This window comes from Glaciimonas sp. GNP009, from assembly GCF_054343755.1.
In genome coordinates, this window is sequence record NZ_JBTGUV010000004.1 from 4,498,861 (window position 1) to 4,511,032 (window position 12,172).

At 48.9% G+C, this 12,172-nt stretch carries 10 protein-coding genes; 5 read left to right on the top strand and 5 right to left on the bottom strand.

Going from position 1 to position 12,172, the window contains the following annotated elements:
• The first annotated feature begins 33 nt into the window (after window positions 1-33).
• Window positions 34-531, top strand: a complete 498-nt coding sequence (locus ACXX82_RS20735; RefSeq protein WP_323506336.1) for a hypothetical protein — start codon at window positions 34-36, stop codon at window positions 529-531.
• 285 nt (window positions 532-816) lie between these two features.
• Window positions 817-1,983: a cystathionine beta-lyase gene (locus ACXX82_RS20740; RefSeq protein ID WP_458563621.1), complete on the top strand. Its 1,167-nt coding sequence runs from the start codon at window positions 817-819 to the stop codon at window positions 1,981-1,983.
• Between the two features lie 242 nt (window positions 1,984-2,225).
• Here the strand turns inward: ACXX82_RS20740 and ACXX82_RS20745 are convergent, their stop codons facing one another.
• The 3 genes from ACXX82_RS20745 to mfd form a co-directional block, all read right to left on the bottom strand.
• Complete coding sequence (locus tag ACXX82_RS20745; protein ID WP_322238019.1) at window positions 2,226-2,588, bottom strand: DUF4870 family protein; 363 nt, start codon at window positions 2,586-2,588, stop codon at window positions 2,226-2,228.
• Between the two features lie 107 nt (window positions 2,589-2,695).
• Entirely contained in the window at window positions 2,696-3,535 is an 840-nt protein-coding gene (serB, locus tag ACXX82_RS20750; RefSeq protein ID WP_323506335.1) for a phosphoserine phosphatase SerB, read from the bottom strand.
• 271 nt (window positions 3,536-3,806) lie between these two features.
• Entirely contained in the window at window positions 3,807-7,370 is a 3,564-nt protein-coding gene (gene mfd, locus ACXX82_RS20755; RefSeq protein ID WP_458563622.1) for a transcription-repair coupling factor, read from the bottom strand.
• 518 nt (window positions 7,371-7,888) lie between these two features.
• Between mfd and ispD the strand changes: the two genes are divergently transcribed.
• Window positions 7,889-8,635 (top strand): 2-C-methyl-D-erythritol 4-phosphate cytidylyltransferase, encoded by a 747-nt coding sequence (gene ispD / locus ACXX82_RS20760; protein ID WP_458563623.1) that lies wholly within the window; start codon window positions 7,889-7,891, stop codon window positions 8,633-8,635.
• On the top strand, window positions 8,632-9,123 hold the full coding sequence (gene ispF / locus ACXX82_RS20765) for a 2-C-methyl-D-erythritol 2,4-cyclodiphosphate synthase (RefSeq protein WP_323506333.1): 492 nt from the start codon (window positions 8,632-8,634) through the stop codon (window positions 9,121-9,123). The genes ispD and ispF overlap by 4 nt, the downstream gene beginning before the upstream one ends.
• A 46-nt stretch (window positions 9,124-9,169) precedes the next feature.
• On the opposite strand, the gene ACXX82_RS20770 is transcribed toward ispF, so the two are convergent.
• On the bottom strand, window positions 9,170-10,522 hold the full coding sequence (locus tag ACXX82_RS20770) for an ATP-binding protein (RefSeq protein ID WP_322238029.1): 1,353 nt from the start codon (window positions 10,520-10,522) through the stop codon (window positions 9,170-9,172).
• Between the two features lie 22 nt (window positions 10,523-10,544).
• A complete protein-coding gene (gene ompR / locus ACXX82_RS20775; RefSeq protein ID WP_205321144.1) occupies window positions 10,545-11,300 on the bottom strand; it encodes an osmolarity response regulator transcription factor OmpR in 756 nt (251 codons plus the stop codon).
• A 168-nt stretch (window positions 11,301-11,468) separates the two neighbouring features.
• Between ompR and ACXX82_RS20780 the strand changes: the two genes are divergently transcribed.
• Window positions 11,469-11,756, top strand: a complete 288-nt coding sequence (locus ACXX82_RS20780; protein WP_322238031.1) for a hypothetical protein — start codon at window positions 11,469-11,471, stop codon at window positions 11,754-11,756.
• Window positions 11,757-12,172 lie beyond the last annotated feature (416 nt).

Here is a 12,172-nt window from a genome sequence, read left to right on the forward strand (position 1 = left end):
TATCACGTTAGTTGGACGGCCGGGAGGGCCAAGTTGTGTACATCCTTACTTCCGGTCTTACTTACCGCGTTATTGACAGTCTCTCACTTAGCAGTTGCCGCACCGATTGCAGCAGAGACGCCGCAATTTTCGGCCATGTCTGGCGTTCCGGTTTCAGTTCCAGTCGATCAACCGGCAAAAAAGCAAGTTACACCAGACCTTTTCACGCAACCGCTGTCGTTCCGCGGTACGTTGGGGGATGCGACGATTGAAATGCATCTTCAGCTAAAGCCTGACCCGACCGAAGGGCTGCAAGGCACCTATTCGGCTCCCGGTCAATCTGCCCAAATATTGTTGGCCGGTGAGTATGACGGTGGCGATGTCATCATGGAAGAGTCTATTAATGGCAAGGACGTGTCTGGCGACTGGTCAGGCAAATTTGATGGCAAGACATTCAGCGGCACCTGGTCAACCATTGATGATGCGATTACCAAGCCTTTTGTGTTGGTAGTTGAGTCCAGCAAAGAACGCAAAAAATCGTCCAAAAAATAATTGTAATCAACATTATTTCGAAGCGAAGTCACATTCATCATGCGAATTGCATCATTCATTTTATCTTCACCTGGAAAAGTTGCTATGCTCGTAGCTCAAACGCGTGTGGTTGAACCTCGTTTAAAGATTAGCGCCTGATTCAAGCCACACCTGTCAAGCTTCACCTGTTTAGTAAAGCAAGTCGTAATCAATGCATTCTCTTTGGCTGTAATTAATCCAATATGTAAGTATGCAATCTGGTCAGTAATTGCGCCAATAATCAATTCAACAATCGGGTAATCCCATATGTCCAAAAAGTCACTGCAAACTTCTATCATTCACAACGATTACGTTGCTCCGCAAGGATTTGGCGCATTTCCAACGCCGATATATCACGCATCGACTGTTTTGTTTGAAAATGTCGCCGCGATGCGCGCGCGGGACTGGCTCGATAAGAGTGCTTATAACTATGGTTTGCACGGTACACCGACCACCTTTACGCTAGAAGCGCGCCTAGCCGATATCGAGGGCGGTACGCATTGTCGCCTCGCGCCTAGTGGTTTGGCTGCGATTACGATGGTTGACTTCGCATTTCTAAAAAGCGGTGATGACGTTCTGGTGCCGGATAATGTGTACGGCTCCAATCGCGTGCTGAGCAATTGGCTATCAACTAATTTCGGGATCACCTCACGCTATTATGATCCGATGATGGGTGCTGGAATTGCTGATCTGATTCAACCGAATACGACGCTGATCTGGACCGAAGCGCCGGGTTCTGTATCGATGGAAGTGCCTGATATTCCAGCAATCTGCGCCGCCGCACATGCTCGCGGCGTTTTGGTCGCGCTTGATAATACCTGGTCGGCTGGTCTGGCGTTTCGGGCATTTGATCACGGCATTGATATCGTCATGCATGCACTGACCAAATATCAGTCCGGTGGCTCGGATGTATTGATGGGCGCGGTGATTACGCGTGATCCGGCAGTCGCAAAGAAGATTGAGATCGCTTTTAATAATCTTGGATTAGGCGTCGGCATGGATGATGTTTATCTGGTGCTACGTAGTTTACCGACAATGAAGTTGCGTTTTGAGGCGCATGATGCAGCTGCGCGCACGGTAGCCGCCTGGTTCAAAAATCGGCCGGAAATTACGCGGATGTTGCATCCGGCTTTTGCCGATTGTCCTGGTCACGAAATCTGGAAGCGTGATTTTACCGGTGCTGCCGGTTTATTCTCCGTACTATTTGATAAGCGGTATACCGAAGAACAAACCGATCGTTTTGTTGATAGCCTGAAGTTGTTCAAGATTGGTTTTAGTTGGGGTGGAGCGAATAGTCTGGCAGTCCCGTATCGGATTCAAGGCATGCGTAAAGACTGGGCAGAAGAGGGAATTTTGGTGCGCTTTAATATAGGTCTGGAAGATCCGCAGGATCTGATTGCAGATATTGAGCAGGCGCTAAATCAGCTGAAATGATTAAAAATTGCCCCACATGGCGGCAAATCATGGGCTGGTTGTCATGAAAATCTCACCGCAACCAGCAAAGACGAGAAAGTGACTTTTAGGTAAAACGGGCTAAATCGTCCGTTTAAATTGTCCACCGCCTCTTTCTCATGCTGCCGTCGAATACTTGAATAAAACCGTCGTTATTCTGAATAGTCTTTTGGTTAAAGTTTTTTATATTAGCGCCCATGCTGACATGGGCGCTAAAGCGGGTCTTAAATCGGCATAGTCTTGTTGTCATTCAAGTCGAGTAGGCCCTTGATCAAACGATACGCTTTCCATAGCCAGGCGACACCCCACACGAGAAATGCCAGTGGAATACCGACAATCGTGAAAAATAAGACGCCGCCAACCGCAACCCAGACCAGATACCACCAAAACGAACGAATTTGCCAGTTGTGATGGCTGTAGATGAACGTATCTGCGGCATCTTCTCGCTTCATATAGTTAATAATGAGCGGAATAAACGAAAATAGTCCAAGAGAAAATACCAGACAAGCGCCGTGGAATAGATAGAGCCACCACGCGAGATTTTTCAAAGAGTTCAGTTTGTTATCGAATACTAATTCTTGTGTCATCGTAGCGATCCTTGCATTGAATTGTTTCAAAATGATAGTGTGCGTAAGTCGAGCCACTAGACGATGAGACCAGATTCTCCGTTTTTAGTTACGGATCAGCGCGATTATTAGGTCAATAGTGGCAAGATGCCGTCTAAACCAACAAAATTCAAGGCCACACTTGCTTGAGCGCGTACTACGGGTTTGGCGCGGAACGCCACGGACAGGCCAGCGACGCGCATCATTTTTAAGTCATTTGCGCCATCGCCCATGACGATTGCCGCCGCTGGCAGAATCCCCAGCTCGGTACAAATACGTTCTACGGTACGTTGTTTTACATCAGCATTGACGATTTCACCGATAACTTTTCCGGTGAGTTTTCCATCGACGATTTCTAATTCGTTGGCGTGTGTATAGTCGAGGCCAAGACGTTTTTTAATGCGAGCAGTAAAAAAGGTAAATCCGCCTGAAACCAGTAGTGTTTTGATGCCGGCAGCTTTTATCGCTGTTAGCATTTTTTCAGCGCCCATTGACAGCTGAAGGCGCTCGTCATAAACCCGTTCGAGGGCACATGCATCCAATCCTTTTAGCAAGGCCACACGACGAATCAGGCTTTCGTTGAACTCCAGTTCCCCACGCATGGCAGCCTCGGTAATGGCCGCAACTTGTGGTTTTAGACCTTGCATGTCGGCAATTTCATCGATGCATTCTATAGTGATCAGCGTCGAATCCATATCCATAGCAAGTAATTTGAAATCGGATAACTGACGCTCTGGCGTCATGAACGCGTAGTCAAGCTTGGCTATGTGACAAGCACTATCAATTTCAGCCTTCAGCGCATCCGACATCGCGATACCCTCACAGCGCCAAGTCGTTGCTGAAAGGTCTATGAGCCGGCCACTTGCAAGATTGGCGATGTGGGTCGCGGCGGCGCGGTCTTGGCTCAGGCCTTGCAGGATTAAATTCATGTCGTCATTCTTTCGTAATGCTTTGTTAAGTATTTTTTAATACGTGTTTTTTAATACCTGCTAATTGATCCGTTGATCCGTTTATCCATCTACACATCTCAACCGTATTTATAATATTGGTTGAAATCTTGATTCGACTGAATAATGTGGTCGATTTATTACTTTAATTAGCCTGACTTGATATTGATTCAACTTTAGTATTATAAAAGTCTCAAGTGGCCTAAAAACCTCAAGGACTTTGGATACAGTTAAATCAAATTGAAAAAAGTTATTAGCCAATGAGCGCCCGGATCGTTGCCTTCACCTGATTCACGCGTGCAGCCAAATCCGGCATGGGGATAGTAATACGTAATTTGTCCTGACCATTGAGTTTGATGTGGCGATTCTTTTGGATCAATTCGATAATCCGCATGGCATCGATGGGTGGATTCGGGGCGAACTGTAGTAATGCCGCTTCTGAATGGGCATCAATTTTAACGATACCAACCGGCTTGGCCGCCACACGGAGTCTATGCGTTTCGATCAGGGCTTTCGCCGGATCTGGCAATTTGCCAAAACGATCAATCAATTCTTCCTGAAGATCGTCAATCTTATCCTGCACATTGCAATTCGCCAAACGCTTGTATAGCGACAAACGCTCGTGGACATCGCCGCAATAGTCGCTAGGCAACAATGCAGGAACGTGCAGATTTATTTCGGTCATGGTCGAGAGTGGTGCGGCCAAATCTGGCTCTTTGCCATTTTTGAGTGACCGTACAGCCTCGTTGAGCATGTCGGAATAAAGTTGAAAGCCGATTTCGTGCATTTCGCCAGATTGATTGTCGCCTAGCACTTCTCCGGCACCTCGGATTTCCAGATCATGCATTGCTAGATAAAAACCGCTACCGAGTTCTTCCATTTGCTGGATGGCGTCGAGGCGACGTTGGGCAAGCTTGGTCAGTCCTTGTACGTCGTTTACCAACAAATAGGCGTAAGCCTGATGATGCGAACGTCCGACCCGACCGCGTAACTGATGTAGTTGCGCCAGGCCGAATTTGTCAGCGCGATGCATGATGATGGTATTTGCCGTGGGAACGTCAATGCCGGTTTCAATGATGGTGGTGCATAACAAGATGTTAAAGCGCTGTGCAACGAAATCACGCATCACTTTTTCGAGATCGCGCTCGTGCATCTGTCCATGCGCGACTGCAATGCAAGCTTCTGGCAACAGGACTTCCAGCATTGCCTTACGATTCAGGATGGTGTCGACTTCATTGTGTAAAAAGTAGACTTGACCGCCGCGTTTGAGCTCACGCAAGCAGGCCTCACGAATGGTAGATTCATCTTCACTGCGCACAAATGTTTTGATTGCCAGACGCTTTTGCGGTGCGGTTGCGATAATCGAAAAGTCACGTAGTCCTTCGAGTGCCATGCCAAGGGTACGTGGAATCGGAGTTGCTGTCAGCGTCAGGACATCGACTTCGGCTCGTAACGATTTCAGTACTTCTTTTTGACGAACACCAAAGCGATGCTCTTCATCGATAATGACCAATCCCAAACGCGCAAATTTAACGTCGTCCGATAACAGCTTATGCGTACCGATGACGATGTCGATAGTACCGTCGGCCATGCCTTTCATCGCTTGCGTGATTTCTTTTCCTGAACGGAAGCGCGATAGCTCTGCAATCTTAACCGGCCAGTCCGCAAATCGGTCTGCAAAGGTTTGTGCATGCTGCTCCGCCAGCAAAGTGGTCGGCGCCAAAATGGCTACCTGTTTGCCGCCGAGCACGGCGACAAACGTTGCGCGCAAGGCGACTTCTGTTTTGCCGAATCCTACGTCACCGCAAATCAAGCGATCCATTGGCTTTCCACTGGTCATATCACCGATCACCGCATTAATTGCAGCGGCTTGATCAACCGTCTCTTCAAAACCAAAACTTTCGGCAAAGGTGGCGTAGTCATGGGCCGAGTATTCGAAGGTATGACCTTGACGTAATGCACGACGCGCATACAAATTCAGTAATTCGGCAGCAGTATCGCGCACTTGTTGTGCGGCTTTGCGTTTGGCTTTTTCCCATTGACCGGAGCCGAGCGCGTGCAAAGGCGCATCTTCGGGAGATGCACCGGAATAGCGTGAGATCACGTGGAGCTGCGATACTGGCACGTAAAGCTTGGTATCTTTGGCATATTCGAGATGCAGGAACTCAGTTTCACCTTCACCAAGATCCATGCTGACCAGTCCCATGTAACGGCCGATCCCATGATTAATGTGGACTACCGGATCGCCGATCTTGAGTTCCGACAAATCGCGGACCATCGATTCGACCTGCGTTGCGCCTTCCTGTTTTTTCTTGCCGATACGCCGCCCGGAGCCTGCGTATAGTTCGGTTTCGGTGATGAAGGCGAAATCGTTGAGTTCGAACCCGACGTGTAGCGGGGCCACGCCCAGCATCAACTTCGACGACGAGGTGACAAAATCGGTGTAACTCTCGGATAGTTGCAGCGGTAGATTGTATTCGGTGAAATATTGCTGAAGCGTCTCGCGTCGGCCATTTGACTCAGCGCAGATCAACACCCGTTTGCCTGTTTGCAAAAGATAGCCACGCAAATTGGTAAGGGGGTCTTCAATCCGCCGGTTGACTGCTATATTTGGTATAGCAGCAGATAACGTTGGTGAAGAGGATACTGTTGCGGGTAATTCCGTAGTCGCTGATTCAGTATTGCTATCGTTGGCTAATCCGTCATCCTGTTGAATAATCCACCGTCCATGCGGTTTTACCAATTTGAAGAAATCTTCGTCACTGAGAAAAATCGTTTCTGGCGCAAGTAAAGGTCGTTCTCGATCAGATTTTAAAAACCTGTAACGCGATTGCGTATCGGTCCAGAAGCGCATGATCGCGTCATTAATATCGCCGACCAAAGCGAAGGTTGTGTTCTCTGGCAGATATTCAAATAATGTCGCAGTCCCATCAAAAAATAGCGGCAAATAATATTCGATACCGGCGGAAGCGATACCGTTGCCGATGTCTTTATAAATGGCTGAACGGGATGGGTCACCCTCAAATACTTCACGCCACCGACTGCGAAAGGCAGTACGCGCAGTTTCATCCATGGGAAACTCACGTCCTGGGAGTAAACGTATTTCTTTGACCGGATATAAGGAACGTTGCGTATCGGCATCAAAAGTACGAATAGTCTCAATGGTGTCGCCGAACAAATCGATGCGGTAGGGGAGAACTGAACCCATCGGAAAAATGTCGATCAATCCGCCGCGGACAGAATATTCGCCGGGTGAGATCACTTGCGTGACGTGACTGTAACCTGCCAATGTCAATTGCGATTTCAGGCGCGCTTCATCCAGTATCTCGCCCTGCTTAAAAAAGAAAGTGTAAGCAGCCAGAAACGAGGGCGGTGCCATGCGCACTAAAGCGGTGGTCGCCGGGACGATCAATACGTCGCAATGCCCATTTTGAATTTCATACAACGTGGCGAGGCGCTCCGACACCAGATCCTGATGCGGTGAGAAGGCATCGTAGGGAAGCGTCTCCCAATCCGGCAGCAGATGGCAACGCAAACTGCTGCGATTTTGAAACTTAGGCGCAGTGTCGCTGTTTTCACTCTTAGTGCCGCTTTTAGCGTCGGTTTCCTTCTGATGCTGCTCGGCAAACCATGGAATCTCGGAAAGGAGTCGTTGCGCGTCGGTGGCGTTGGCGACAATCACTGTCAACATTTGTTGCCGGGATTTCAGCGTTATCGCAGCGTGGGCCAACGCGTAAGCATCCGCTGAGCCATGGACGGCTGGCAGCATGAAACGAGCGCCCGGTTTGGGCAGCGATTTATCTAGATCAAAGTACATCTGGCTTTTGGTTTTGATGTGGGAACCTATTTAAGAACAAAATACGCGGTCATGGTCGGAGCGCATGTGCTGCCCATCCTCCAACCCAGCTGAAGAGTGTCGTGTCGTTCTTGACATGACTTTGACCATACCAGCCCAGCGAGAGTGAAGGATAATAATAATCGGCTTCAGCGACGCGGCGACTGGAGAAGGCCAAAAAAGCCACAATTAACCTGTATTGACAGTTAAAATTCAGTGCAACATTATAAACTACGGCGCCATTGTCTATTCGTCAGCCTTATTATGTGGGATGCCAGCGCGGTCGTCTCAGGGTTAGGCGGTATTTATGCGCTGTGTTCGGAAACTTTCTAATCGACAATAACTTCATAAATCTGCGTGGATTGACCACGACTGCGGTTAGCTTGTAGAGAAGCACACGATCTTTTAAAAGATGTCGCGCTGGAAGTGATGTGTCGATGAGAGACCTGCGCAACCCTTGACCAAATGTTCTTTTTTTTAATTTCACCATATTCAATCGCATGCATTCGTCACGTAATTTCGCTTTGATTCCTGCAGCTGGTATAGGCGCGCGCTTGGGTGCCGATTATCCTAAGCAATACTTGCCGCTGGCGGGCAAAGCCATGTTACGACATGTGCTGGACACCTTTGTTGCCTGTGCGGCGATTACGCATACATTCGTGGTGGTCAGTGCGGAGGACGGCTATATCGCCGACCTGTTGGCTGCTGCGCCACATTTGCAGGAGCGCGTGACGCTGCTTTATTACGGCGGAGAAAGTCGACATCTATCGGTCCTTAATGGACTTAATGTAATGGGTGACGATGTAGCGGATGACGATTGGGTGTTGGTGCACGATGCAGCGCGACCGGGTTTAACGGTGACATTGATTGATCAATTGATTGCGGCCTTGCGCGATGATGACGTTGGCGGATTGCTGGCTTTGCCGGTTGTCGACACGCTGAAGCGCAGTGATGAAGGCCGTCACGTTGGTGCAGAAGATCGAGAGCTGCTGACGACACGGGTCACAGAAACGGTGTCGCGCACAGGATTGTGGGCGGCCCAAACGCCTCAGATGTTTCGGTATAGCTTGTTGCATCGTGCATTGGATAACGCGTTTAAGAAAGGGCTGCACATCACCGACGATGCAAGTGCGATTGAGATGCTTGGATTGCAGCCAAAGTTAGTGAAGGGCAGTCCTCGTAATTTTAAAGTGACGTTGCCACACGATATTGCATTAGCAGAAATTTTTTTGAGGGAGAAAATATGAGCAGTCAACCAGGGTTTCGTATCGGACAGGGCTACGATTGCCATGCGCTTGTCGCTGATCGGTTATTGATTATTGGTGGTGTCACCATTCCGCATCGGTTGGGTTTGCTAGGGCATTCGGATGCTGATGTGTTGCTGCACGCCATAATTGATGCATTATTTGGTGCATCAGGACTTGGCGATATCGGCCGCCATTTTCCAGATACTGATGCGGAGTTTGCCGGTGCTGATTCACGAAAATTATTGCGAGAAGCGATACGACGCGTCAGTATTTCTGGGTTTGGGGTCGGTAATATTGATTGCACCGTGATCGCTCAGGCACCCAAAATGGCACCGCATATTCCACTCATGGTAGAAAGAATTGCCGAGGACTGTGGTATTACCGCGGGTCAGGTAAATGTGAAAGCAAAAACCAACGAACGGCTAGGTTATCTGGGGAGAGAAGAGGGAATTGCTGCCGAGGCGGTGGTTCTTTTATTCCGTTTGTGACTATCGTTGTTGGCAAAAAAAGAGTCCTGACATTTTTTCGAAAACGCTATTTGCCGCCGTTTTTGACGAATGGAAGGATGATTTGTACCGACAAACCGCCACCGCTTCGATTGTATAGGTGCAATTTGCCGTCGTGACGTTTGATAACGCGATTCACGATTGCTAACCCTAATCCCGATCCATTGGCTTGGCCGCGTGCGGTATCGAGACGTGTAAATGGTCTGAGTAGTCGTTCCATTTCAGCCTCGGGAACGCCGGGGCCGCGATCCGAAATATCGATCAGTACTTTGTCATGCTGAAGCATGGCAGTGACATCGATCACCGCTATGTCAGTTCCGTTGGACTTTCCATAACGACGCGCATTTTCAATCAGGTTGGTAAAGACCCGACGTATTTCAGTTTCGTTTCCCTGAATATAAAGATTCTCGGAAACCCTGGAATGGATTTCGATATCGGTATGACGCGCGGCATTTTGCTCCACGTCATGGAGAAAATTGGTCATGTCAATAATGGTAAAACTACTGACGTCAGTTGGTTTAGCATAATCCAGAAATTGACCAATAATGCCGTCCATCTGTGCCAGATCCGATTGCATGCCGATTCGCGCTTCATCTGATAAATGCGCCATTTCAACTTCCAGTAACATACGCGAGATTGGCGTTCGTAAATCATGCGAGATACCGGCCAAAATGATGGCCCGATCGGCATCGACGCGCTGCAAATCATCAACCATTTGATTAAAGCTACGATTCGCTTCTTCGATTTCTGTAGGACCAGTTTCTGGCAAACGGTCGGGTTGTTCACCCTTGGCGACCGCGCGCGTGGCGGCGGTAAGGCGTGCCAGCGGTTGATTGATCAATGCCGAGACAAACATCGCACCCAATAGCGACAACAGCATGGCAGCGGTCGCCCATTGAAACCACTGAAAACCGGAGCTGCGTTCAACGCGATCACGATCCAGCATCAGCCAGTATTGATCCTCATCAATAGTGAAGCTGACCCAAAAACCACCGATATCATTGACGCTGGCAGAAAATTTTGTATCGTTGCCGAGGCGTGCTCGTACTTCGGCTTCCAGTTCTGGCATCACGGCACTATCTGGCGGTGGCTCAATCTTGTCGTTTTCTTCGAGTGGATAGATGCGTATGCCTTCATTGCTGGCGAGATCAAATAGCAGCTCGCGGCGCAAATCCGGTGCGGAGTGCGTGAGAGCCGCCCGCGTGATAGTAACGACCGAAATGATTTGGGCCGCTAATTGCTGTGCTCGGGGACCACGTTCTACAATGCGAAAACTGGCAACCCACACCACCATACTGATGGTGATGAGGAATGCCATTAAAAAGAAGGTGCGCCAGAGAAGGCCGCTTTTTAGCCACGCCAAGCGTTGTGGTGTGGTCATAGCGTGCTCATGAATTGGTCATTCAGCGCGGTTGACCTTCTGGAATAAAGACGTAGCCAAGTCCCCACACAGTTTGGATGTATAGCGGATTAGCGGGATCAGGCTCAATTAATTTGCGTAGTCGCGAAATCTGCACATCAAGACTTCGATCAAATACTTCGTATTCACGGCCGCGCGCTAACTCCATTAATTTTTCACGCGACAATGGCTGACGCGCATGGCGCGCAAAAACCTTAAGGACAGAAAATTCACCCGTTGTAAGTGGCACAGATTCGCCGCTTTTCTTGAGGGAACGTGTTCCCAGATCAAGAACAAATTCACCAAATTCAAACGATTGTGGCGTCTCTGATGGTGCGCCAGGCAATTCATCCGGGCCTTTGCGTCGCAACACCGCACCAATGCGGGCCACCAGCTCGCGGGGATTAAAAGGCTTTGGCAAGTAATCGTCCGCGCCCATTTCAAGGCCTACAATCCGATCTACGTCTTCCCCTTTTGCCGTCAGCATAATGATCGGCGTCTGGTCTCCAGCACCACGCAGCCGGCGACAAATCGCGAGTCCATCTTCGCCCGGTAGCATGAGATCAAGCACCAACAGATCGTAGCGCTCACGTATCCACAATTTATTCATTGCCTGTGCATTCTCTGCCGTGACCACCTGAAAGCCTTGCTCGGTCAAATAGCGGCGCAATAAATCTCGTAGGCGGATGTCATCATCGACCACAAGAATTTTATACTGGTGGGCGTTAGCTGTTTGGGTAGGGGTGTTGTGAGTATTCATAGTCGTATGGTAACGTCAGTGCACATTAAAAATATACAGGAAGGGCGTGGATTACAAAGTGTTACAAACTTTACCAAATACCTCTTATGACAAAAAGTGAGGGGGCTTACACTTAAGCTGTGGCGGGTAAATCTTAACCGTTATCCTGCATTCACAGAAGAAAACGTTATGAATATGATGTTCCGAAAAATGAGTCTTTGTTTGTTGTTGCTTGCTGCAATGGCGGGGGCAACTGCGCGGTCAGATCGTGAGCGTGAAGAGCCGTCGCCACAACGCTCTTCCCGCCAGTACGAACCGCAACACGACAGCAATCGCAATCAGGAATGGCAAAACGAACGTGCCAACAGAGATTCGGGTCAGCCAGTTCCGCGTGGGCGTTTGTCACCTGATGAGCGACGCGCCTTGCGTCAGCAAATTAATGAGGTTGGCCGCGATCTTTATCCTCCTCGTCGTTGATGCATTAACTATGCTGCTATTTGTGCTGTATTAATCCATTAGTTCAAAAGTTAATAGTGTAATTCTGCCTTCTTTTAAGCCTGGCAGAATTCTTGATCTAAGGCACCCCAATAAGTCACAGCAACATGCAAAATGACGGCGCGTATTCCTATTGTAGAATGGAATGGGGCAAAGAAACAGTCAGCGAATCATCTTCGTTTTTTTGTCACACAGCCAGTACATTCAAATTCTCAGGGTATTACGAATAGAAAAGATAAAGACGCATCTTCCTTGCGCATCTTCGCAACCTGTCCCTCATTAGTCTTCAGGCAAAACTTCCGCGACTTTGCTATATTTTGTCAGGCAGTTTGCTGTACGGCCAATCTCGTGAAAAGTCATCCTTATCTGAAATCGTCGCCCTGCTTGGAGGTGGCGTT

Excerpts from the sequence above, each read along its gene's own strand:
- ACXX82_RS20740 (WP_458563621.1), top strand. The coding sequence starts at position 817 with ATGTCCAAAAAGTCACTGCAAACTTCTATCATTCACAACGATTACGTT.
- ACXX82_RS20745 (WP_322238019.1), bottom strand. The coding sequence starts at position 2,588 with ATGACACAAGAATTAGTATTCGATAACAAACTGAACTCTTTGAAAAAT.
- serB (WP_323506335.1), bottom strand. The coding sequence starts at position 3,535 with ATGAATTTAATCCTGCAAGGCCTGAGCCAAGACCGCGCCGCCGCGACC.
- mfd (WP_458563622.1), bottom strand. The coding sequence starts at position 7,370 with ATGTACTTTGATCTAGATAAATCGCTGCCCAAACCGGGCGCTCGTTTC.
- ispD (WP_458563623.1), top strand. The coding sequence starts at position 7,889 with ATGCATTCGTCACGTAATTTCGCTTTGATTCCTGCAGCTGGTATAGGC.
- ispF (WP_323506333.1), top strand. The coding sequence starts at position 8,632 with ATGAGCAGTCAACCAGGGTTTCGTATCGGACAGGGCTACGATTGCCAT.
- ACXX82_RS20770 (WP_322238029.1), bottom strand. The coding sequence starts at position 10,522 with ATGACCACACCACAACGCTTGGCGTGGCTAAAAAGCGGCCTTCTCTGG.
- ompR (WP_205321144.1), bottom strand. The coding sequence starts at position 11,300 with ATGAATACTCACAACACCCCTACCCAAACAGCTAACGCCCACCAGTAT.
- ACXX82_RS20780 (WP_322238031.1), top strand. The coding sequence starts at position 11,469 with ATGAATATGATGTTCCGAAAAATGAGTCTTTGTTTGTTGTTGCTTGCT.